The sequence below is a fragment of the Robiginitalea aestuariiviva genome, assembly GCF_029537735.1.
In the GTDB taxonomy this organism is placed as follows: domain Bacteria; phylum Bacteroidota; class Bacteroidia; order Flavobacteriales; family Flavobacteriaceae; genus Robiginitalea; species Robiginitalea aestuariiviva.
Genome location: NZ_JARPUQ010000002.1, coordinates 74,608 through 97,504, shown reverse-complemented (window position 1 = coordinate 97,504; position 22,897 = coordinate 74,608). Strand labels below are relative to the sequence as shown.

The following is a 22,897-nucleotide window of genomic DNA, read 5'->3' as shown; positions in this document are numbered from 1 at the left end:
TTATGTCTCGTTTTTGTAAAGAAGCCGTAGCGATCAGCCATATGTGCCAGTATGGAGAAGCCAGCCGCAAACAGCGGTGGAAGCTGCGTTTCCACCTTTTGATCTGCAAGGCCTGTGCGGGGTTTACCCGTCGCAACGACCGCCTGACGCAGCTTTGCGAGCACGCCCACCTGCAACAATTGAGTGAGGCCGACAAGGCGGAGATGAAACGCCGGTTGCGCACCCATGGCAACCCTTAACCGAGAAGGAGCTCCCAGGCCCGCAGTACCACATACCCCCCTATGGGAATAGCCTCTACCCAGAATCCGGCAAAGTAACGCCCGCGTTGCGGGTGGCTGCATTGGATGGCCAGGCCGGTGGCCAGGGCCATAAAAACCTCCCCGGCTTTTTCCGCCCCAAAGGCTTCCTGCTCCCACCAGAGTAAGAGCAGATATACACCCACCCCAATCCATCCCAGGGCATGGGTGCCTGCCATCCCCAGTTTTCTCGGGAGGGTGATCAGGGAAGGAGGGTCTATGGCCATATCCCGGACCTCAAAAGGGAGCATCAGCAGGCAGACCAGCAATAACCGTTGCAAACCTTCCAGGGCCAGGCCTCCTTTCCAGGGGCTGAATTCCCAGTACGGGATCCACAACGTGAGCAGGGTCCAGACCAGGGCCACCCAAAATACCTTGAGCAGCCCAAAGCTGCGGAGGTTGCGCATCCCCGGCAACAAGGGCAACGCATACAGCAAGGCCAGCAAGGCACCAACCCCTGTAAGGACGATATAGTAAAGGGGTAATTGGATAAGAAAATACAGGGAGAGCCCGGCACTGGGCAGGCTCAGCCAGGGGATAAAAGCATGCCAGGGGTGGCTCCCGGGAAGGCGGGAATCGGGCCAGGCCACCGCCTTGATCGCGTTATACCCGGCAACCCCGGCCAAAAATACGGCCCAGTAATACGCAGGCGGCACCGGTGCCCCCACCACAGCCTCGGAAAAAGCCAGCAAGGCAACCAGCGCCAGGGAGACATGGAGGCTCCCCCGAACATAGAAGGCAAAAAGGGCCGGAAACAGGCGCATATTCCAAAGGTAATCCAAACCCCCGAAGGCATCTTTCACACCCGTTAAAAACTTTGCATAACCCATGGATGAAACCAGGTGGGAAACCCGAATTTTTATACCTAATTTTGTGCACCTAAAACGCTGAACGAAACGGCTATGAATATCGATCAATTCGCATCGCGTCACCTGGGGATCCGACCCGGGGATTTGTCCGAAATGCTCGCCAAGGTGGGCGTGGACTCGCTGGAACAACTCATAGTGGAAACCGTCCCGGACGACATCCGCCTGCAGCAGGAGCTGCAGCTGGAAGACCCGATGACCGAACACGAATTCCTGCAGCACATCCAGGAGCTGGCCCGGAAGAACACCTCCCTGCGAAGCTTTATCGGGATGGGGTACCATCCCTGTATTACCCCCTCGGTAATCAAGCGGAATATCCTGGAGAATCCGGGATGGTATACGGCCTACACCCCCTACCAGGCAGAAATCGCCCAGGGGCGCCTGGAAGCCCTGTTGAATTTCCAGACCATGGTCTGCGAGCTTACCGGGATGGAACTGGCCAATGCTTCCCTGCTGGATGAAGGCACCGCCGCTGCAGAGGCTATGACCATGATGTTTGACCTGCGCAGCCGGCAACAGAAAAAAGACGGCTGCCAGAAATTCTTCGTTTCCCGGGCCGTACTACCGCAGACGCTGGCCCTGTTGGAAACCCGTTCAGAACCCCTGGGCATTGAATTGGTCCTGGGAGATCCGGAATCGACCGACCTGGACACCTCCTTTTTTGGTGCCATCCTACAATATCCGGGAGCTGACGGGGGCGTACACGACCCCGCTGCATTTATTTCGCGGGCCCACGCCCTGGAAATGAAAGTTGCCGTGGCCGCAGACCTGCTTAGCCTGTGCCTGTTAACACCCCCTGGAGAGCAAGGTGCAGATGTGGTGGTGGGGACCACCCAGCGGTTTGGCATCCCCATGGGATATGGCGGGCCCCATGCCGCGTACTTTGCCACCAGGGAAGACTACAAACGGAGTATCCCGGGCCGCATCATCGGGGTTAGCCAGGACCGGGACGGCAAGCCCGCCCTGCGCATGGCCCTGCAAACCCGGGAGCAACACATTAAGCGGGATAAAGCGACCTCTAACATCTGTACCGCCCAGGTACTGCTGGCTGTTATGGCCGGGGCCTACGGGGTATATCACGGGCCGGAAGGCCTCAGGAGGATAGCTGCCCGCATCCACGGGCATGCCGCCACCCTGGCAGGTAAACTGGAGGCGATGGGGATTTCCCTGAATCACCAGGCATTTTTTGATACCCTCTGCGTGGCCCAACCGGCAGCGGCCATCCGCCCCCTGGCGGAAGCGGCTGGCATGAACTTCCACTATGCCGGGACCGAGGCCATCTATATCTCCCTGAACGAAACCACCACAGAGGCAGACGTAGCTGCAATTGCCGGGGTTTTTGCACAGGCCACAGGCGCACAGGTTCCTGCAGGCGGGGAAAGCGCTTCACGTATCCCGGAGGCCCTGCAACGCACCTCGGGGTATATGGACCAGAAGGTTTTTAACCGCTACCACAGCGAAACCGAAATGATGCGCTACCTGAAAATGCTGGAGCGCAAAGACCTGGCCCTGAACCACTCCATGATATCCCTGGGGTCCTGCACCATGAAATTGAACGCGGCTTCCGAAATGCTCCCGCTTAGCATGCCGGAGTGGGCAGACCTGCACCCCTTTGTACCTGTGGAGCAAGCGGCAGGATACCAGGAAATGCTGCGCAAGCTGGAAGATGCCCTGTCCGAGATTACCGGTTTTGCCGCCACCAGCCTGCAACCCAATTCCGGGGCCCAGGGTGAATACGCAGGGCTGATGCTGATCCGCAAATACCATGAATCCCGGGGCGAAGGCCACCGGAATATCTGTATTATCCCAGCTTCGGCCCACGGGACCAACCCGGCCTCGGCCGTAATGGCCGGTATGCAGGTGGTGGTTACGAAGACCGACGAGAAAGGCAATATTGACCTGGAGGACCTGGAGGAAAAAGTGGAGGCCCACAGCGATACCCTGGCCGCATTGATGGTGACCTACCCTTCTACCCACGGGGTATTTGAGTCCACCATACGGCAGGTAACCGAACTGATCCACCGCCACGGCGGGCAGGTCTACATGGACGGAGCTAACATGAATGCCCAGGTAGGGCTTACCAACCCGGCCACCATTGGGGCAGACGTCTGCCACCTGAACCTGCACAAGACCTTTGCCATTCCCCACGGAGGTGGCGGACCCGGGGTAGGGCCGGTATGCGTGGCCCCCCAGCTGGCGGAATTTCTGCCGGGCAACCCAATCCGGGAAACCGGAGGGGCCAACGGTATTCCGGCCATCTCGGCTGCGCCCTGGGGCAGCGCCCTGGTTTGCCTGATCTCTTACGGGTACATCAGGATGCTGGGTGCCCGCGGGCTCCGGCAGGCCACAGAGATCGCCATCCTGAATGCCAATTACCTGAAGGAACGCCTGCAGGAGGCCTACCCCATCCTGTACACCGGCGAGAAAGGCCGGGCGGCCCACGAAATGATTATCGACTGCAGGCCCTTTAAAAAACTGGGCATAGAGGTAACCGATATCGCCAAGCGACTGATGGATTACGGCTTCCACGCCCCCACAGTGTCCTTCCCGGTGGCAGGCACCATGATGATCGAGCCCACCGAAAGCGAATCTTTGGAAGAACTGGACCGCTTCTGCGACGCCCTGTTGGCCATCCGGGCAGAAATCGATTCCTCTTCGGAGGAAAGCCCCAACCTGCTGCTCAAAAATGCCCCGCACACGGCGGAGATGGTCTGCGCAGATACCTGGGAATACCCCTACACCCGTTCGGATGCGGCCTTCCCCCTCCCCTACATACGGGAGAACAAATTCTGGCCCAGTGTACGCCGGGTAGACGATGCCTACGGAGACCGGAACCTGATCTGTACCTGTACGCCCCTGGAGGCCTACATCGAAACTGCGGAATAAGCCTATGTACGCCCATTATCCCGAAAAACGCTATCGCCTGACCCTGGAGTTTCTGCGGAAACACGTGGGGACAGACCAGCAGATTCTGGACCTGGGCGTGCCCAACCCCTTCTCGGAGATCATGCAGCAGGAGGGGTATAGCGTTACCAATACCGGAGGCGAAGACCTGGACCTGGACCTGGAAGGCATCCGCACCAGCGATGCCGGGGTGGTTACGGCCTTCGAAATCCTGGAACACCTGGTATCCCCCTTTAATGTGCTGCAGGCGCTTCCTGCCCATACCCTGCTGGCCAGTGTTCCCCTGCGGTTGTGGTTTGCCCCGGCCTACCGGTCCAAAACGGACCCCTGGGACCGGCATTTCCACGAATTTGAACCCTGGCAATTCGACTGGCTGCTGGAAAAAAGCGGCTGGACCATTGAAGACTCCATCCAGTGGGCCCACCCGGTAGGCAAAGTGGGCCTGCGGCCCCTGTTGCGCCGTTTTACGCCCCGCTACTACCTGGTTAAGGCCCGGCGCAGCCCCTCTAGCACCTAAGCCATGGCTGCAAAAGAAACCCGGTTGGTAGTGATTATCCCGGCACACAATGAGGCCGAGACCCTTAGCGCCTGCCTGGAATCCTTCGCCCGCCAATCCCGCCAGCCCGACCAATTGGTGGTGGTAGACGACCACAGCAGTGACCGGACCGGGGCCATTGCGCAGGCTTTTGCAGAAACCCATCCCTGGGCCGAGGTAACCCGGAACACTTCTTCCCCGGAGCACCAACCCGGGGCCAAGGTGGTACGCAGCTTCCGGCATGGGATGCAGCAAATAAAAGAGCCCTTTGACTTCATCGGAAAATTTGACGCAGACATCGTACTGCCCCCGGACTATTTTGAGAACGTCCTTAAAGCCTTTGCCGAAGAGCCGGAGCTGGGCATGTGTGCCGGGCAACTCTATATCCCCTCGGCATCGGGTTGGGTATACGAGGCCATCGCCAGCCGCGACCACATCCGCGGGCCTGTAAAATGTTACCGGGCGTCTTGTTTTGAAGCGATCGGGGGGCTGCGTCCTTTTATGGGTTGGGATACGGCCGATGTGATCCTGGCCCGGTTTTACGGGTTCCGGACCCGAACGTTACCCGAACTCCGGGTGCACCACCTGAGGCCAACGGGAGGGGCCTATTCCAAAAGTCATGCACGCCGCCAGGGCGAAGCTTTTTACCAGTTGCGGTACGACCTGCTGCTGGCCCTGCTGGCCTCGGCCAAAATGGCCTGGCAGCGTCGGAACCCCCTGCTGATACTCCACCACCTTTCCGGCTTTCTGAAAGCCATGTTCCGTGGGGGAGAGCGCCTGCTTTCCCGCAAGGAGGGGCGGTTTGCCCGCCAGTGGCGCTGGCGGGGCGTGCGTTCCCGTTTATCTTAGTGCTTCCCCAATGGGTTGCCCGGTGGTACCCGTAGGCCAGGCAATACCCAGTAAGGTAGCCATGGTAGGGGCTATATCCGTGATATCCGTCCGTCGGGTAGTACTGCCCGGGCGGATGCCCTGGCCGTAGAGGATCAGGGGCACCTGGGTATCATAGATGTGGGGAGTGCCATGGGTGGACCCTGTACGGGAATAATTGGCATACTGGGGATCGGTTACAAAGAGGATGTCTCCGGAACGCCTTTGGTTATAACCATTCTGCAGCGTGGCTGCCAGGCCTTCCACATAATCTGTGGATCGCATTTGGTGGGCGGTATACACCTCCACAATATGGTCATAGCCCAGAATTTCCTCGGCAATCCGGCGCTCCACAATTTCGGGGTCCAGTTCCAGGTTACGCATCAGGTCATGGTCCAGGAACACCTGGTTGTTGGAGATATTCCGCAGCAATTCGGGGGTGCCAAAAGCGTATTGCAGGTATTCCGTAAGTTGCTCGCGGAAGGCAGCCCCGTCCAGGTAGCCGGCAGGAACACCCTGGTCTGCCAGGTAAGCGGGTACTTCCCCGGCTCCGTGGTCTGCCGTCAGAAATACGGTATAAGCGTCCTTGCCCACCCGCCGGTCCAGTTCTTTGAGCAAACGGGCCAGATCCTGGTCCAGCCGGATATACGTATCCTGAACTTCCTTGGAATTGACCCCGTACCAGTGTCCCACATAGTCTGTGCTGGAATAGCTCACCGCCAGGAAATCTGTTATTTCATCCTTCCCAAGGGCTTCTTCCTTAAGTGCCTCCAGGGCAAAATCCGTAGTCAGGCTGTTGCCGTAAGGGGTAATCCGCAGCAGGCCAAAACGACCATTGGCTTCCCACAGATCGGGGAGCTTGTGTGGGAATACCGGGGCAACTTCCCCATCTATGATCCCCTCGTAAGGCGTATTGTCCGGACCGCTTTCCAGATAGGTATTGATATCTTCGGCCGGCTCCCAATTCCGACGGTATTTTTCGGCCGCATCGGAAGCGTTGAATTTCTGAACCCAGGCCGGGAGCTGTTCCATATAAAAACTGCTGCTGATCCAGTGTCCCTTTTCGCCCCCTTCAAACCAGTAAGCCGCATTGGCCGTATGGCCCCCGGGCAATACTGCACCGCGATCCTTAAGGGAAACGGCAATAACCTTGCTGCGCATCTGGTGGTGCAGGCGCAACTGGTCGGTTACTGTGGTGACCATCATCCGGTGAGGCGAATGCTGCCCGGCGTCGGAGGAAGTCCCTACGGAAGTGGTGGTACTGTCGCCCGCACAATATACATCCTGCCCGCTGGCCTTATCGAACCAGTTATTCCCGATAACCCCGTGAACCGCAGGCGGGGCCCCCGTATATACCGAGGCATGCCCGGGCCCTGTACTGGTGGGGGCGTAGTTGAAATGGTGGTTTCGGCTCAGGAAACCGCTTCCGATCATGCGTTTAAATCCGTCCTCCCCAAAATGGGCCCAAAACCGGGACAGGTAATCGTACCGCATCTGGTCTACCACAATACCTACCACCAGCCTGGGCGGATCCCCGAAAACCTCGGCAGGCGCTTCGGGAGCGCGTTGGCGGATACTGACCTGGGCCTGCACGGACAAGCCGGCCGCCATAAAGATAAAAGCCCATACAAGGCGGGAGAGGGGGGTCTTCATAGAAGGATCATTTGGTCCCTAAAATTACGGAATCGGACCAATTCCACCCATTCCTTGGGGTTAAATGAACATGAAGTTTCTTATTTTTAGGGCCTCAACCCCATACGGAACCTATGAGTTATATGACCTCCATCGGGAGTTATGCGATTATGGTGGTGGATTTGTTCCGAAAACCCACCAAATGGCATGTAATGCGCTCCCTGATCCTTAAGGAGATTGACGAACTGATCTATGGTTCCCTGGGCATCATCATCTTTATTTCCTTCTTTATGGGCGGGGTGGTCGCCATTCAGACGGCCCTGAACATCAGCAACCCGCTTATCCCCAAAAACCTGATCGGGTTTGCCACGCGGCAGTCCGTAATCCTGGAGTTCGCCCCCACCTTTACCTCCATCATCATGGCCGGGAAGGTTGGGTCCTACATCACTTCGAGCATTGGCACCATGCGGGTAACCGAACAGATCGACGCCCTGGAGGTTATGGGTGTGAATTCCCTGAACTACCTTGTTTTTCCTAAGATCGTGGCCATGTTCCTCTACCCCTTTGTGGTGGCCATCGCCATGTATATCGGGATCCTGGGCGGGTGGATTGCCGGGGTCTTTGGCGGGTTTACCTCCAGCGCAGACTTTGTACAGGGGCTGCAACTGGATTTTATCCCCTTCCATGTGACCTATTCTTTTATAAAGTCGGTGGTGTTTGCCTTTATCATTGCCACGGTACCTTCCTACCATGGGTATTATATGAAAGGAGGAGCGCTGGAGGTAGGCAAGGCCGCCACGGTTTCCTTCGTATGGACCAGTGTGGTGCTGATCGTCATGAATTACCTGCTCACCCAATTACTGCTCGGCTGATGATAGAAGTACGCGATTTGCATAAATCCTTCGGAAAATCGGAAGTCCTCAAAGGGATTTCCACCACCTTTGAAAAAGGCAAGACCAACCTGATTATCGGGCAAAGCGGATCCGGGAAAACCGTATTCATGAAGTGTATGCTGGGGCTCATTACCCCGGACGAGGGCCATATCTGCTACGAGGGGCAGGACTATTCGGAGATGACCCTGAAGGAGAAACGCAACCTCCGGCAGGAGATGGGGATGGTCTTTCAGGGCAGCGCCCTGTTCGACTCCATGACCGTGGAGGGCAATGTGATGTTCCCCCTGGATATGTTCACCCAGCAGTCCCGCTCGGAGATGCAGGACCGGGTGGATTTTGTGCTGAAACGCGTAAACCTGGTGGACGCCCACAAGAAGTACCCGGCCGAAATTTCCGGGGGGATGCAGAAACGGGTCGCCATTGCGCGCGCCATTGTGATGAACCCCAAATACCTGTTCTGTGACGAGCCCAATTCCGGGCTGGACCCCAAAACCGCCATCCTGATCGACAACCTGATCCAGGAGATTACCCGGGAATACAACATCACCACGGTAATCAATACCCACGACATGAATTCCGTAATGGAGATCGGGGAGAAAATCGTCTTTCTAAAGGACGGATGGAAAGCCTGGGAAGGCTCCAATAAAGATATCTTCCGTACCGATAACGAAGCGGTAACCAACTTTGTCTATTCCTCCGAGCTCTTTAAGAAGGTCCGGCAGATGTATATTGAGGAACGGAACTAACCCCCGGCCTCCCGCACCTGTATCTTCGGGTTCTTTAGCCGTACCTGCAGCCAGCCGGCCATTTTTTTGAGGTTTTCCTCCTGCCGTGCCGGGGGAACATTTTCCTTCCAGCGCACCTCAAAGACCGGAATGGTGTCCGTTTTGGTAAAATCCGTCTGCAGGGTATAGGCAAAGCCCAGCCCCGCCAGGTCTTCGTAGTTGGCCCGGGCTTCTGCCGTTATATCGCTAAAGGGCAATAGGGCCGAGGAAAAGCTCTGCATCTGGGAAAGCTCCTCTTCCAGCAGGCGGATGCGCTCGTCCTTGTTCAGCAATTCGGCTTTCTTGGCCTCGTACAATTCGTTTACATACCGGAACTTCTGCTCGGAATCGTCCTGCCCGCCCTGCACAATCTTCAGGTCGGTCTGCCCGAGTTTGGAATACTGGTCTTTGCGCGCCCTCCAGGACTGGATTACGTTTTCCGGGATAACGTCGTCCCCCATACACACCAGTTCAATAGAGGAGTTTTCCTCGTCCGTATACAGGATTTGGGAGAGGTTGGGCATAAAGCGGCCGTTGCCGGGGAAGTGGTACACCCCAATCGTCTCGGAAATGAATTCCTGGGCCTGACTGCGAAAACGGGATTCCTGGAATACCTGGTAGAAGGTATACCCCGCAGGGACCATCACCCCGATGGCAACCAGGGAAGCGATACGGGCTATCAGCCGGCGGCGGCGGGAGTTCACATAGCGCACCATGGGGAAGCGCAGCAGCTTCAGCACCAGGAAGGTTGCCAGGGCGATAAAAATAGTGTTGATGGTAAAGAGGTACAGGGCGCCCCAGGCGTACTCCCAGTTGCTGATGGCCAACCCAAACCCCACAGTACACAGTGGCGGCATCAGGGCAGTGGCAATGGCCACCCCAAAAATCACGCTGGCAATGGTGCCCTTTTTGGCCCGGGCAATGACCAGGGCCAGGCCGCCAAAAAAGGCGATCAGCACATCCCGGATATCCGGGGCCGTACGCGCAAGTAACTCGGAACTTTCGTCCCGCAGCGGAAACAACTCAAAAAAGAGGTAGGCCGTTAGCACGCTCAGCACCACCATCACCGTAAAGTTCTTCAGGGAGCGGCGCAGGGTATCGATGTCGTTAATGGCTATGGACATCCCAATCCCCAGGATAGGACCCATGAGGGGGGAAATCAACATGGCGCCGATCACCACAGCCGTACTGTTGGCGTTCAGGCCCACGGAGGCGATAAAGATCGAACAGATCAGGATCCAGGCGGTGTGCCCCTTAAAGGGGATGTCCGCAATGATGGCTTCCTTGGCTGCTTCCTGGTCCGTATTGCTGCGGATGTCCAGGAGTTCACCCAGGAATTTCCGGACACTGCCCAGCAGGCCTTTAAAGTCCTTTTTGACTTCCTCCCCGGTCTCCTGTTCCGGGTGTGAAGGCGGCACCTGGCTGCCTTTTATCGGTTGTTCCATATCAGATGTGCTGGTCTCCAAAGGTATCGCCCACCCGGGCCACCCATTGCTTGATTTCCTGTTCCTTCTCCCGGGGCATGATCAACAGGACATCGCCCTGGTCCACGACTATATAGTCCGTAAGGCCTTCTACCACCCCTATCTTGCCTTCCGGCAGGCGGATCATGTTTCCGGAGCTGTCCTGGGTCAGGACCCGCCCCTGCACTATAGCATTGGCATCTTGCCGTTTGTCCATCTTGTCGTAGAGGGAACCCCAGGTGCCCAGGTCGTTCCAGTCAAAACGCGCCGGCAGTACGAAAACCTGGTCCGAACGCTCCATAATGGCGTAGTCGATGGAGATGTTTTCGGCTTTGGGGTATTCCGAAACGATAAAATCCGCCTCTTCCGGGGTATTCAGAACAGCTTCCCCCGCAGACAGCAGGGCGTATTGCTCCGGCTGGTATTGCTGAAAGGCCTCCGCGATGGCCCGGGCACTCCAGGCGAAAATTCCGGCATTCCAAAGGAAATTCCCTTGTTTCAAAAACCCACGGGCCGTTTCGTAATCCGGTTTTTCCCGGAATTGCAGGACCTTCTTCAGGCCGGCGGCCTCCCGCTGGGCCGGATCAAATTCGATATACCCGAACCCGGTGTTCGGAAAGGTGGGCTGTATCCCCAGGGTACAGAGGGCATCGGAAGTATTGGAGCGTTCAAAACACTCCAGGACGTCTTTCTCAAAAGCGGCCTCATCTTCAATCCAGTGGTCGCTGGGAGCTACCAGCATCAGGGCGTCCGGGTTCTTTTTGCGAATCTTAAGGGCTGCATAGAGGATGCAGGGGGCCGTATTGCGCATGGCAGGCTCCGGGACCACCTGCTCCGGTTGGATTCCGGGCAATTGTTCCAGTACCAGGTCCGTATACCGGGCGTTGGTAAGGATATAGATCTGGTCTTCCGGGATAAAACGGGCCAGGCGGCCAAAGGTTTTCTGCAGCAGGGATTCTCCGGTGCCCAGCATGTCGTGGAATTGTTTCGGGAAGTTGCGGGTACTGACCGGCCAGAACCGGGAACCCACCCCCCCGGCCATGAGTACGGCGTAGTATTGGGATGATTTCATATTAGGTTTCACTTAGCAGTTCAACTTCTGCATGGGGTTGAAAAAGATACAATTTTCCGGTGGCAACTTCCATACACCGGTACCGTTTTATCTGGCGCGGGCCCTTGCGGAATACCTGTCCGTTCCCGAGGCGAAAGAGGCAGCCCTCAGGCAATTCATAGACCAGGGGCGGCCGGTCTCCCGGGTCGTACACCTTTAAGGCCACGGCCAGGGCGCTGTCCGTACTGCTGCTGGCCCTGGGATTTCGGAAATGGGCCGCCAACAGCGGCAGCAGCCGGTCAGGGAAAATATCGGGTCGCAAAAAGGGCAGCATCAGGTGCTGGAAGGTGTGTTTCCACTCCCGCCCATGCGGTTTGATACCGTGCCCGTAGCGTTCAAAGGCCACCAGATGGGCAATTTCATGGACCAGGGTCATCAAAAACCGGTAGGGGTTGCCCATGGCATTGACGGTGATCTGGTGCCCCCCACCAGGCAAGCGGCGGTAATCCCCGTGGCGGGTTTGCCGGCTGCGCACAATTTTCAGATGCACCCCGTGGGCCCGGATCAGGTCCATACAGGGGGCCAGGGCGCGGGCAGGCACATAGGGTTCAAGGGCGGCTTCCATACCGGCAAAAGTAGCTATTTCGCCCAAGGACGGGAAGGCTGCTGCCTGAAAATCAAATTGGGTGAAAATAGTGTATCTTGGACAGATGCGAAGCCTTGTAATTCTATGTATGGCTGCAGGGATGCTGCTGGGGTGCCAAAGCGATTGGGACGATCGCGTAAACCCCTACCTGCTGGAAGGCACCTGGCTGCTCACCGAAGTCCTGTTTGACCCGGGGGACGGGAGCGGGGAATTTCGCCCCAGCGATGCCGGATATACCCTGCTGCTGAAATCGGAAAACCGCTTTGATGCCAACTACGATGTCTGTCGCGGGATTGAGGAAGGAAAGCTCCTGAGCGGGGAATATTCACGGATAGGGGAATCCGAACTGCTGATCCCCTGCGACGGGTCCCTGGTGAACAGCGTCCAGGGACGCCTGGAAAATGGCTTTTTGCTGCTGTACTATCCCTGTGACGAGCCCTGCGTATACCGATTCCGGAAAATCGCGGAACTCAGGGAGTAGAATTGCTCACTTGCAACACCTTCCCATTGTAGTACCGGTGGCCGGTTAAGGCAAACCGGGCAATGTACTCGGCCATTTCGGCCGCAGTAACCGGGGCCTGGTACCCCGGAAAGGCCGCCTCCAGCATCTCCGTTTGTACCGCCCCCAAGGCCAGGGTATTGAAAGAGGGGCCCGTTTCCTTGAACTCCTCGGCCAGGAGTTCCATAAGCGTGATAACCGCCCCCTTACTGGAACTGTACGCCGCAAGGCCCGGGAACTTGGCGCTGCCTTGAATACCCCCCATGGAACTGATGGCCACCACATGCCCTTTGGGGTGCAGTAGCGGCAACAGGGCCTGGGTGAGCCGGGCGACCCCAAAGACATTCACCTGGTAGACCTGCAAAAAATCTTCCGGGGTGGTTTCCACAAATGGTTTCAGGACCAGGCTGCCCGCGTTGTGGATCAGTACATCCGCCTTCCCCCAGGAGGTTTCCACCCAGCGGGCGGCTTCATTAAAAGCGGTATCCGAATCCAGGTCAAATGGCATGGCGTGCACGGCTTCCAGGCCCAGGTCCCGGCACGGGCCGGGGTTGCGCGACAGGGCCAGGACGCGATGCCCCTGGGCAGCCAGGGTTTTAACCAGTTCCAGTCCGATGCCCCGGCTGGTGCCGGTCACTACAACAGATGCCATTTTTATTGGGTTTTAAGTTCGCCTTCGGGTCCGTTGACGATCCCTTCCACTACAGGGGTTAAGCGGTTAACCAGCCGCGCCATATGCCCGAAATCCATCTGATCTGCCTCGTCACCGGGTTGGTGATAAAAGGCATAGTTGGTAAAATCGAAGGTGGAATAGGTATGGGCAGGAATCCCGAATTCCCGGAAGAAAGGATAATTGTCCGAGCGCTGAAAGAGATTGTACTCACTGGCCTGGGGCAGGTATCCCACCAGGTTATCCCCCGCGTACCGGTTGCTCACTTCGGCCAGGTTGGATTTATCGAACCCGGTCAGGTAGGTTGCGTAAGATTTCCCTGCCATGGGCACCCCGGTCATTTCAAAATTGAGCACGGCATAAAGGGGTACTCCCATGGATTTCATTCGGGCTGCCAGGTGCTTGGACCCCAGCAGGCCGCGTTCTTCCGCACTGAAAAAAGCCACCACAACGGTACGCGCCGGGGCTGGGCGGCTGCCCAGGTAACGCGCCAGTTCCACCACAGTGGTGGTGCCCGAGGCGTTGTCGTTGGCCCCGTTGGCAATCCCGTCCCCCTGCTGCAGGGGCACAATGCCGATATGGTCGTAATGGGCCCCAAGCAGCACAACCTGGTTTTTGAGAACCGGGTGGGCGCCGGGCAGGTACCCCACAATGTTATAGGCCAGGTCCTTGGAATTGGACAGGGTATCCTTAAAGGTGTTGAAGTAGGGCTGGAAACCGAAGGTCCTCAGCTGGTTTTCGAGGAAGGCCGCTGCCGAATCCAGGCCGGGGGATCCGGTATCCCTACCCTTCAGGGCATCGGAGGCGAGGAATTCCATGATTCCGGCTACCCGAAGAGAGTCCGAACCCGTCCAGACCGGGGCCTGGGACCGGGTTTTTACCGATGCGCCCCCGCAGGCATACAGCAGGGCTGTAAGGCCCAAAGCAAGGGCCCCGATACGCAGGCGGGAGAGTCCCCAGGCGCGCATTACGCCAGCATGGTTACCGGGTGCTCCAGGAAGGCCCTGAGGGTCTGCAGGAATTGCGCCCCGGTGGCTCCGTCGACTGTACGGTGGTCGCAGGCCAGGGTAATGGTCATGGTATGGCCCACTACAATTTCCCCGTTTTTAACCACGGGCTTTTCCACAATGGCCCCTACGGAGAGGATAGCGGAATTGGGTTGGTTGATGATAGAGGTAAACTCCTGAATTCCAAACATCCCCAGGTTAGAAACCGTGAAGGTGCTGCCCTCCATTTCGGCGGGCTGTATTTTTTTGTTCCGGGCCCGACCGGCCAGATCTTTTACCGCTGCCCCGATCTGAGTCAGACTCATCTGGTCCGTAAACTTCAATACCGGGACCACCAGGCCGTCTTCTACCGCCACGGCAACACCAATGTGCACATGTGCGTTGTAGCGGGTGGTATCTCCATTCCAGCTCGTATTGACCTGCGGGTGCTTTTTAAGGGCCATCGCACAGGCTTTCACCACCATGTCGTTGAAAGAAACCTTGGTATCCGGCAGGTTGTTGATCTGCCCGCGGGACGCCATGGCCTGGTCCATATCCACCTCGATAGTCAGGTAATAGTGGGGAGCAGTAAATTTCGATTCTGCCAGGCGCTTGGCGATGACCTTCCGCATCTGGGAATTCTTCACCTCTTCCACGCTTTCCTCCCCTACAGGAGCGGCCAGAGCCGGGGCTGAAGCAGCTGCTGCGGCTTGGGCCGCGGCAGGGGCTGCAGGCTGGGCGGCGGGCTGGAAGTTTTCAATGTCCCGCTTCACAATGCGTCCGTTATCGCCGGAACCGCTCACCTGTGCCAGGTCAATACCGCGGTCCTCGGCCATCCGGCGCGCCAGGGGCGAAGCCAGGATACGGCCGCCGTCCGCCTGTGTGGTCTGGGGCTGGGAACCGGCTTCGGGTTGCTGCTCCGCAGGCGCGGGGGCAGCCTCCTCGGATGGGGCGGCCGGTGCAGGGGCACTGCCGGCATTCAAAACAGCCTGTACGTCGGTGCCTTCAGGGCCAATAATGGCCAGAATGGCATCAACCGGGGCGGTTTCGCCCTCCCCTATCCCAATATGCAGCAGGGTGCCGGAATAGAAGGATTCAAACTCCATGGTAGCCTTGTCGGTCTCAATCTCGGCCAGGATGTCTCCTTCCTCCACACTATCACCGACCTTTTTAATCCAGGCAGCTACGGTACCCTCCTCCATGGTGTCGGAAAGGCGGGGCATTTTCACGATCTCCACGCCGGCCGGCACTTCTGCCGGAGCAGCAGGAGATGAAGCCGGTGCGGAAGTCTCTGCCGCCGGGGCTTCAGCCTTAGTATCCGTTGCAGGGGCTGCACCTCCGTTAAGCAGGGCCGAAATATCCTCCCCTTTCTCTCCGACAATGGCCAGCAGGGCATCCACCGGGGCGCCTTCGCCTTCGGGGATGCCGATATGCAGCAGTGTCCCTTCGTAAAAGGACTCGAATTCCATGGTTGCCTTGTCGGTTTCGATTTCGGCCAGGATGTCCCCTTCGGAAACCGGGTCGCCGACCTTCTTAAGCCACTTGGCCACGGTACCTTCTTCCATGGTATCGCTTAGCCGGGGCATTTTTATGATTTCAGCCATCTGCCTGTATCTTATAATTTGTGTGCCAGGAAAGGATAGTCTTCCTGCTCGTAAACCACATCGTAAAGCTGTGACACGGGCGGGTAATCCGATTCTTCGGCGAATTTCTCACATTCCTTGACCAGATCCTTTACGCGGGCGTCAATCTCGGCAATTTCTGCCTCTGTGGCATATTTCTTGGCCTTGATCACGTCCAGCACCTGGGTGATGGGGTCAATTTTCTTGTATTCCTCCACTTCGTCCTTGGTCCGGTAGTGCTGGGCGTCGGACATGGAGTGCCCGCGGTAGCGGTATGTCTTCATTTCCAGGAAGGTGGGGCCGCCACCGCTACGGGCGCGTTCCACAGCCTTGGATACTTCTTCGGCCACCGCGGCTGGATCCATCCCGTCCACCGGGCCGCAGGGCATTTCATAGCCCAGCCCCAGTTTCCAGATATCGGTGGTGTGCGCCGTCCGGGCTACAGAGGTTCCCATGGCGTATCCGTTATTTTCACAGATAAAGACCACCGGCAGCTGCCAGAGCATGGCCAGGTTAAAGGCTTCATGCAGGCTTCCCTGCCGCACAGCGCCATCTCCCATATAGGTCAGGGTAACCGCATCCCGCTTGAAGTATTTATCCGCGAAGGCCAGACCGGCACCCAACGGAATCTGCCCGCCTACAATCCCGTGCCCGCCATAGAAGCGGTGTTCTTTAGAAAAGATGTGCATGGAACCACCCATTCCTTTGGAGGTCCCGGTAACCTTACCGTAGAGCTCGGCCATTACCTTGCGGGGGTCTACCCCCAACCCTATGGGCTGTACGTGGTTGCGGTAGGCCGTAATCATCCGGTCCTTTTCCAGGTCCATGGCGTGAAGGGATCCGGCCAGCACAGCCTCCTGACCGTTATAGAGGTGCAGGAACCCGCGCACCTTCTGCTGGATATACACAGCAGCCAGCTTATCCTCGAACTTTCTCCAAAACAGCATATCCTCATACCATTTCAGATAGGTTTCCTTGGTGATCTTTTTCATCAATCGGTGTTTAGACGTTAGCCCGGAAGCGCCGCCATACGGTCCCTGCGTATCTCCGGGTGAGGAGCAAAAATACATATTAAATCATTCAGGAAAAAATAGGCGGCGGGATTGTAAAACCGGCTGCCAAAACCGGCTTAATCCAGAAAATCCGGGGTAAACCCAAGGGGGAGTAATGCCCGGGTTGAAGGGCATTCATAAACCGGCCCGTTGCCTGCCTGCAATAAAAAGCGAATGGGGTTGCCCTGCCGGTGTTCGTACTCCAGGATGGACTGCCGGCAATTCCCGCAGGGTGCAGCCGGGTTGGTCTGCTTTTCTTCCGGCGCCTCCACGCAAATGGCAATGGTCTGTATGGCCTGTCCGGGAAAACGGGCGCCAGCCTGGAACACGGCTACGCGTTCGGCACAAAGACCTGAAGGATAGGAGGCATTCTCCTGGTTGCTCCCCAGCACCAAAGTTCCGTTTTCCAGGCGAAGAGCCGCCCCAACGCGGTACCCGCTGTACGGGGCATAAGCACCGGCCATAGCCTGCTGGGCTGCCCCCAGCAGTTCCCGGTCTGCAGCTTCCAGGGCGTCTGCCCCGGGGTAGATGAGCAATTCAAAGCCGATGTGCCGCTTTTCCATAGGTACAAGATACGAAAGCTTTCCCGGGAGGCCTGCGGCTCCGGGAACCCGACCCTTAAGTCAGGTGCTGGGTATTAGTCGTTGTAGAAAGGTTCCCCCAGATTGAAACTCAGGGAGAAACGCAGGGTGTTTTCCAGGGGATTGCGCACCTGGGCCGTCGAAAACAGGTAGGACAGGTCAATCTGTACATTGTTGTAACGGAAGCCGGCACCCAGGCTGAAGAATTTCCGGAAGCCCTTTTCCTCGGATTCGTTAAAATACCCGGCCCGCAACATAAACTGTTCCCGGTAGCTGTATTCCGCCCCCAGCGCCCAGGTCATCTCCTTCAGCTCCTCTGAGAACCCGTCCGGGGCATCGCCCAGGGATTTAAAGACCCCTTCGAAAAAGCCGATACTCTGGTACTCCTGGTAATCCTGGTCGTCCAACTGGCCGTCCCCGTTGTAATCCTGGGGGGTAGGCACCATCAGTTTGTTGATTTCCCCCGTAAACCCGAGTACGTTGTCCGCATCGAAAATCATGTCGAACCCGGCGCCCAGGGCCAGGTTGGTGGGCAGGAAGTTTTCCTGTCCGCCGTCGTCGTAGCGGATCTTCCCGCCCAGGTTGGAGAGGTTGAAACCGGCCCGCCAGCGGCCGTCAAATTTTTCAAATGCCTTTTCAGGCCCGCGGTAATACCCGGCCACGTCCACAGCAAAGGTATTGCCGGATTGCACGGCGTTCCCCAACTGGGGAATCTCCAGGTTGGAGCTGATGAACCGCCCGGCCACCGCCATGGAAAACTGATCGCTCAGTTTCAGGGCGTAGGACCCGTCCAGGGACAACTCATTGGGTTTCACCAGGGTGCCATCTTCCTGAAAGGTATTTCGCAATTCGATCTCCCCCAGGGTAAAATACCGGATGGACACCGCAAAGGCGCTGCGTTCATTAATCTTATTATAGTAGCTGCCATTCAGCAGGGCAATATCCGTAATGATGCTTTCCAGGTAGGGGGTATAGCTGATCCCTACCCCCATTTTGCGTTCGGCAAAGGCAAACTTGGCCGGGTTCCATTGTTGGGAAAAGGCATCCGCCCCGGTAGCGACCCCGATATCCCCCATAGAGGAGGCCCGGGCGTCCGAGGCAATGGTCAGGAAAGGGACGGCCGTGGTGATCACGCGTTCCCCCTGCTGGGCAGTAACCTTGCCGGCCAGGGCCAGAATTGCAAGGATCCACAACTTCTTCATGTGTGCTCTGTCGTTTAGTTTGCGTACAGAAGATAAACAAAAATACGCGCGGTGTATTGTGTGCAAACGTCATTTTCACCAAAATCTTGCCCGACCCGGGTGGGATTTCGACCAAATCCCCTCCCGTATTCGTTTGAAACCCGGATTGGGGGGCGTACCCCGCCAAAAAGTCCCGGGGCAACCTATACTAGATCGGGTTTTTCCCCGTTATCATGGAGACAGGCGGTATTTTCAAAATGCGCTGCACCAGCGGCTTTTTTTTGGGAAGCCTGTAAAATATAATGGGCAATTGCCCGTTGTATAAGCCGTAAAGCCATAAAATTTAGTCAGCAATCCCGGGGTTATACCCGGATGTCAACCTAAGTCCTACATACCCATGAAACACACACGTATCAGTGCATTCCTTTCGGCAGCGGTTATTGCCGGTTCCCTGAGCCTGCAGAGCTGCAGCAAAAACAGTTCGGGTGGTTCCAAAAACATCTCCCGGGGAACAGGATGGAAGATCAATGCCAAGGAAGGCGGGTTTCAGTACAACACCGATTTTAAAGAGCAGGAAACAGCCCCAGGCCTGGTATTCGTGGAAGGGGGAACCTTCACCAAGGGGAAATTGCAGGACGATGTCATGCACGACTGGAACAACACCGCCTCTACCCAGCACGTACAGTCCTTTTATATGGACGAAACGGAGGTGACCAACGTGATGTACCTGGAGTACCTGGACTACCTCAAAAGCGTATATCCGCCGGAGAACCCCATGTATACCAATATCTATGTGGGCGCCCTGCCGGATACCCTGGTATGGAGGAACCGACTGGGCTTTAACGAAACTATGACCAATAACTACCTGCGCCACCCTGCCTATGCCGAATATCCGGTGGTAGGCGTAAACTGGGTGCAGGCCGTGCAATATGCCGAATGGCGTACGGACCGGGTTAACGAATATATGCTGGAGCGCGAAGGCTACCTGGCCGAAGATGTAAAATACCGGGCCATGAATGGCGAAATCGGGGGAACCTTCAGTACAGAGACCTACCTGAACCGGCCCGAATCCGTGTACGGCGGGCAGATCGACTCCCTGGTTGGGAAAGCCCAGAAAGATTCCGTAGCTGTATTTGCAGACCGCAGCACCGGGATCATTATGCCGGAATACCGCCTCCCGACTGAAACCGAATGGGAATACGCCGCACAGGCCCTGGTAGGGTCCCGGGAGTACAACAACTACCGCGGGCGTAAGAAATACCCCTGGGAAGGGGATTACACCCGGAATGGCCAACGCGTTGGCCGGGGCGACCAGCTGGCCAACTTCAAGCAAGGCAAGGGTGATTACGGCGGGATTGCCGGATGGTCCGACGACGGAGCAGACATCACCGCCCCTGTAAAATCTTACAAGCCCAACGACCATGGTCTCTACGACATGGCCGGGAACGTTGCCGAGTGGGTAGCGGATGTTTACCGCCCCATTGTGGATGACGAAATGAGCGACTTCAACTACTTCCGCGGGAACGTCTACATGAAGACGGCCATAGGGGAAGACGGAAAAGTACGGGTGCTGCGCGACAGCATTGTGTACGATACCCTGCCTACCGGGAAGATCGTAGCTGTAAACCTTCCGGGCGAAGTGAAAATGGTACCTGTGGATGAACAGGAAACGTACCTGCGTACCAATTTCTCCAAAAGCGACAACCGGGGGTACCGGGACGGCGACGCCAGCTCTTCCCGCTTTGCCAGCTTCTATGCCGACGAAGAGGAAAAAACCCCGCCCATGTATAATGCACCCAAGCACGAAGTGGAGCGCGATTCTGCGGGCCAACTGATTCGCCAGTACGACGAGAGCAACTCCCGTACCAGCCTTATTAACGACGAAGTTCGGGTGTTTAAAGGAGGGTCCTGGAGGGATCGTGCCTACTGGCTTGACCCGGCCCAGCGCCGTTACCTGCCTCAGTACATGGCCACAGACTACATCGGTTTCCGCTGCGCCATGTCTCGCGTTGGCTCCAAGTCCAAGTTGAAAAACAAGACGGTTCGCGGCCAGAAGGTTCGCAAATAAGAACTGAGTAAATCCCATAAAAAAGCCCCGGCATCCGCCGGGGCTTTTTATCTTTACGGGCATGGAAATAGCTGCATTGCACCAACGGTTCCTGGAATCCGGCCAGGTCAGTACAGACAGCCGCAACATTCCCCAGGGCTGTATCTTTTTTGCCCTGAAGGGCGAGCGTTTTAATGGCAACACCTTTGCCCTGCAGGCCTTGGAAGAAGGCGCTGCCTGGGCAGTCGTGGATGAACCCGGGTACTCCGGGCACCCCAGGGCCATTCTGGTGGAAGACGCCCTGGCGAGCCTGCAACAGCTGGCCACCTACCATCGCCAGTATTGCGGCACGCGTATCATTGCCCTCACCGGGAGTAATGGCAAAACTACCACCAAGGAACTCATTGCCGCGGTCCTGGAGCAGGAATACCGGATTATTGCTACCCGGGGCAACCTCAACAACCATATCGGGGTACCCCTTACCCTGCTGCGGCTGCAACCCGAAACGGAATTGGCCGTGGTGGAAATGGGCGCCAACCACCAGGGCGAAATTGATTTTCTCTGCCGCATTGCCCTCCCGGATTTTGGTTACATCACCAACTTTGGCAAAGCCCACCTGGAAGGTTTCGGGGGGGTTGAAGGGGTCATTAAGGGAAAGAGCGAGATGTACCGGCGTTTAATGGCAGACCAGAAAACACTCTTCCTGAACGCCGACGATCCCATTCAGCGCGAAAAACTCCAGGGATATGCGCGAAAGGTGGGCTTCAGCACCACAGACACCACCTATTTTCCCATTCGGTTCCTGGGGGCGGACCCCCACGTGCACCTGGAATTGGAAGGGGTGGAAATCCGCACCCACCTGATGGGCGCCTACAATTTTACCAACTGCGCCGTGGCTGCCCTGATAGGGCATTATTTCAACGTCCCCCTGGAAAAGATCAGAACGGCCCTGGAAGGATACCGGGCGGCCAACAACCGATCACAGGTATTGCAGCGGGGCACCCTTGAGATTATATTGGATGCCTACAACGCCAACCCCAGCAGTATGGAGGCGGCTCTTGATCAATTCGGCCGGCTGGATGCTCCGCGTAAAACAGCTATCCTTGGGGACATGTTCGAACTGGGGGAAGACGCCCCGGCCGAACACCTTGCCATAGGAAAAAAGGCCCTGGAGATGGGGCTGGATGCCGTTTACCTGGTGGGGACACACTTTGACGCCACCGGCCTGCCCGCCCGGCGATATCCCGATTTCGAGTCTCTGGCGGAAGCCCTGAAGGTAGAGCCACTCTCCGGACCAGGCAGCGTTTTGATCAAAGCCTCCCGCGGCATGGCGCTGGAACGACTGCTGGAGCAACTGTAACGGGCGCCCCCACTTAGCTTGCTGAAGCTTCCTGCCCTGAAGGCCTTGTCAATTCCGGTTGGTTGCGTACCTTTTAGGCTTTAAAAATCCCCCGGAATACCCTTTGGCAGTACCCCCGCTACCACTGACCGCCCTCCTGGCAATGCCCCTCACCTTTCTTTCCGAGGTGGGGCCCTTACTGCTGTTTACCACTGGGATCCCACTGGCCGGCGTTTTGCTCTTTTACCTGGTACTGGAACCTTTCCTGGAAAACCGGCAGCGGAAACGCTGGCTGAAGGCCAACCGTACCACCATGCGCAGCCTGATGGTGCTGGCCCACCTGGCCGGGCGACTTAGAGAACGGGTAGAGCCCTGTCCCCATTGCGGTACTGCAGAACCCGAATTCTGGGAGCACGACAGGCACCTGTTGGTGCTGCGCTGCGGTGGCTGCAAACGCAATTTTACCCTAAGCCAGCGGGCGTACCCCGAAATCCGGTTGATGCTACGGCTGATGCCAGCCCTTACCCTGGTACTCATGCAAATCCGCCAGGGCCCCGGTTCGCGCCTGGCAGCACACCTGCGCCACTGCTGCCGCCCCTTTACGGCTTACCTGAAGCGGATACCATAGGAACGGCTGTATCACGCGCCTTGCGCGTGATCCCGGCCAAGCGCCTCGCTATAGATCCCGCAGCCCCCTCATGCCGGATTACGCGCCTTGCGCGTGATCCCGGCCGCACGTCTGCCCGGAGACCCGGTAGCCCTTTTATACCGGATTACGCGCTTCGCGCGTGATCCAGAACAAACCCACTCCTGCAAATACAAAACCCCGATTCGCACTCGCGAATCGATGGTTTTTTCATTTCCTGCGAAAACCCGCAGCCCCCTCATGCCGGATTACGCGCCTTGCGCGTGATCCCGGCCGCACATCTGCCCGGAGACCCGGTAGCCCTTTTATACCGGATTACGCGCTTCGCGCGTGATCCAGAACAAACCCACTCCTGCA

General features: G+C 57.3%; 21 protein-coding genes. 10 read left to right on the top strand and 11 right to left on the bottom strand.

Features of this window, described 5'->3' with window-relative positions:
- Window positions 1–2: 2 nt before the first annotated feature.
- Window positions 3–239 (top strand): hypothetical protein, encoded by a 237-nt coding sequence (locus OZ410_RS07055; protein WP_277707248.1) that lies wholly within the window; start codon window positions 3–5, stop codon window positions 237–239.
- Here the strand turns inward: OZ410_RS07055 and OZ410_RS07050 are convergent.
- Window positions 236–1,060, bottom strand: a complete 825-nt coding sequence (locus OZ410_RS07050; RefSeq protein WP_277707247.1) for a hypothetical protein — start codon at window positions 1,058–1,060, stop codon at window positions 236–238. The genes OZ410_RS07055 and OZ410_RS07050 overlap by 4 nt on opposite strands.
- Before the next feature lie 138 nt (window positions 1,061–1,198).
- Here OZ410_RS07050 and gcvP point away from each other — a divergent pair, with 138 nt between their 5' ends.
- From gcvP to OZ410_RS07035, 3 genes are read left to right on the top strand one after another with little or no spacing between them, the layout of a single operon-like run.
- Window positions 1,199–4,048, top strand: a complete 2,850-nt coding sequence (gcvP, locus tag OZ410_RS07045; RefSeq protein WP_277707246.1) for an aminomethyl-transferring glycine dehydrogenase — start codon at window positions 1,199–1,201, stop codon at window positions 4,046–4,048.
- 4 nt (window positions 4,049–4,052) lie between these two features.
- On the top strand, window positions 4,053–4,583 hold the full coding sequence (locus tag OZ410_RS07040) for a class I SAM-dependent methyltransferase (RefSeq protein WP_277707245.1): 531 nt from the start codon (window positions 4,053–4,055) through the stop codon (window positions 4,581–4,583).
- A gap of 3 nt (window positions 4,584–4,586) precedes the next feature.
- Window positions 4,587–5,450 carry a glycosyltransferase family 2 protein gene (locus tag OZ410_RS07035; RefSeq protein ID WP_277707244.1) on the top strand — a complete coding sequence of 288 codons (864 nt, stop codon included), beginning with the start codon at window positions 4,587–4,589 and terminating at the stop codon, window positions 5,448–5,450.
- On the opposite strand, the gene pafA is transcribed toward OZ410_RS07035, so the two are convergent.
- Window positions 5,442–7,121: an alkaline phosphatase PafA gene (gene pafA / locus OZ410_RS07030; RefSeq protein WP_277707243.1), complete on the bottom strand. Its 1,680-nt coding sequence runs from the start codon at window positions 7,119–7,121 to the stop codon at window positions 5,442–5,444. The two genes, OZ410_RS07035 and pafA, sit on opposite strands and share 9 nt — an antisense overlap.
- 113 nt (window positions 7,122–7,234) lie before the next feature.
- Here pafA and OZ410_RS07025 point away from each other — a divergent pair, with 113 nt between their 5' ends.
- Together OZ410_RS07025 and OZ410_RS07020 are read left to right on the top strand one after the other, a co-directional pair.
- Window positions 7,235–7,972, top strand: coding sequence for an MlaE family ABC transporter permease (locus tag OZ410_RS07025; RefSeq protein WP_277707242.1), 738 nt, complete (start codon window positions 7,235–7,237; stop codon window positions 7,970–7,972).
- Window positions 7,972–8,739: an ABC transporter ATP-binding protein gene (locus OZ410_RS07020; RefSeq protein ID WP_277707241.1), complete on the top strand. Its 768-nt coding sequence runs from the start codon at window positions 7,972–7,974 to the stop codon at window positions 8,737–8,739. The genes OZ410_RS07025 and OZ410_RS07020 overlap by 1 nt, the downstream gene beginning before the upstream one ends.
- Here OZ410_RS07020 and OZ410_RS07015 read toward each other — a convergent pair.
- The 3 genes from OZ410_RS07015 to OZ410_RS07005 are packed head-to-tail and all read right to left on the bottom strand — an operon-like array spanning window position 8,736 to window position 11,896.
- Window positions 8,736–10,202 carry a DUF389 domain-containing protein gene (locus OZ410_RS07015; protein WP_277707240.1) on the bottom strand — a complete coding sequence of 489 codons (1,467 nt, stop codon included), beginning with the start codon at window positions 10,200–10,202 and terminating at the stop codon, window positions 8,736–8,738. The two genes, OZ410_RS07020 and OZ410_RS07015, sit on opposite strands and share 4 nt — an antisense overlap.
- Before the next feature lies 1 nt (window position 10,203).
- On the bottom strand, window positions 10,204–11,292 hold the full coding sequence (locus OZ410_RS07010; protein WP_277707239.1) for a mannose-1-phosphate guanylyltransferase: 1,089 nt from the start codon (window positions 11,290–11,292) through the stop codon (window positions 10,204–10,206).
- A 1-nt stretch (window position 11,293) separates the two neighbouring features.
- Window positions 11,294–11,896 (bottom strand): SprT family zinc-dependent metalloprotease, encoded by a 603-nt coding sequence (locus OZ410_RS07005; protein WP_277707238.1) that lies wholly within the window; start codon window positions 11,894–11,896, stop codon window positions 11,294–11,296.
- An 85-nt stretch (window positions 11,897–11,981) separates the two neighbouring features.
- Between OZ410_RS07005 and OZ410_RS07000 the strand changes: the two genes are divergently transcribed.
- A complete protein-coding gene (locus tag OZ410_RS07000; protein ID WP_277707237.1) occupies window positions 11,982–12,398 on the top strand; it encodes a hypothetical protein in 417 nt (138 codons plus the stop codon).
- Here the strand turns inward: OZ410_RS07000 and OZ410_RS06995 are convergent.
- The 6 genes from OZ410_RS06995 to porV form a co-directional block, all read right to left on the bottom strand.
- Window positions 12,388–13,068 carry an SDR family NAD(P)-dependent oxidoreductase gene (locus OZ410_RS06995; RefSeq protein WP_277707236.1) on the bottom strand — a complete coding sequence of 227 codons (681 nt, stop codon included), beginning with the start codon at window positions 13,066–13,068 and terminating at the stop codon, window positions 12,388–12,390. The two genes, OZ410_RS07000 and OZ410_RS06995, sit on opposite strands and share 11 nt — an antisense overlap.
- A gap of 2 nt (window positions 13,069–13,070) precedes the next feature.
- Window positions 13,071–14,054, bottom strand: coding sequence for a M28 family peptidase (locus OZ410_RS06990; RefSeq protein ID WP_277707235.1), 984 nt, complete (start codon window positions 14,052–14,054; stop codon window positions 13,071–13,073).
- On the bottom strand, window positions 14,054–15,676 hold the full coding sequence (locus OZ410_RS06985) for a pyruvate dehydrogenase complex dihydrolipoamide acetyltransferase (RefSeq protein WP_277707234.1): 1,623 nt from the start codon (window positions 15,674–15,676) through the stop codon (window positions 14,054–14,056). Before OZ410_RS06985 ends, OZ410_RS06990 begins: the two co-directional genes overlap by 1 nt.
- A gap of 11 nt (window positions 15,677–15,687) precedes the next feature.
- Window positions 15,688–16,686 carry a pyruvate dehydrogenase (acetyl-transferring) E1 component subunit alpha gene (gene pdhA, locus OZ410_RS06980; RefSeq protein ID WP_277707233.1) on the bottom strand — a complete coding sequence of 333 codons (999 nt, stop codon included), beginning with the start codon at window positions 16,684–16,686 and terminating at the stop codon, window positions 15,688–15,690.
- A gap of 137 nt (window positions 16,687–16,823) precedes the next feature.
- Window positions 16,824–17,309 (bottom strand): cytidine deaminase, encoded by a 486-nt coding sequence (locus tag OZ410_RS06975; RefSeq protein WP_277707232.1) that lies wholly within the window; start codon window positions 17,307–17,309, stop codon window positions 16,824–16,826.
- Window positions 17,310–17,383: 74 nt separating this feature from the next.
- Complete coding sequence (gene porV / locus OZ410_RS06970) at window positions 17,384–18,529, bottom strand: type IX secretion system outer membrane channel protein PorV (RefSeq protein ID WP_277707231.1); 1,146 nt, start codon at window positions 18,527–18,529, stop codon at window positions 17,384–17,386.
- Between the two features lie 376 nt (window positions 18,530–18,905).
- On the opposite strand from porV, the gene gldJ reads away from it, so the two are divergent.
- The 3 genes from gldJ to OZ410_RS06955 all read left to right on the top strand — a co-directional run bounded on the left by gldJ (window position 18,906) and on the right by OZ410_RS06955 (window position 22,522).
- Window positions 18,906–20,576 carry a gliding motility lipoprotein GldJ gene (gene gldJ, locus OZ410_RS06965; protein ID WP_277707230.1) on the top strand — a complete coding sequence of 557 codons (1,671 nt, stop codon included), beginning with the start codon at window positions 18,906–18,908 and terminating at the stop codon, window positions 20,574–20,576.
- A gap of 61 nt (window positions 20,577–20,637) precedes the next feature.
- Window positions 20,638–21,915, top strand: coding sequence for a UDP-N-acetylmuramoyl-tripeptide--D-alanyl-D-alanine ligase (locus OZ410_RS06960; protein WP_277707229.1), 1,278 nt, complete (start codon window positions 20,638–20,640; stop codon window positions 21,913–21,915).
- Between the two features lie 103 nt (window positions 21,916–22,018).
- Window positions 22,019–22,522: a hypothetical protein gene (locus OZ410_RS06955; RefSeq protein WP_277707228.1), complete on the top strand. Its 504-nt coding sequence runs from the start codon at window positions 22,019–22,021 to the stop codon at window positions 22,520–22,522.
- Window positions 22,523–22,897 lie beyond the last annotated feature (375 nt).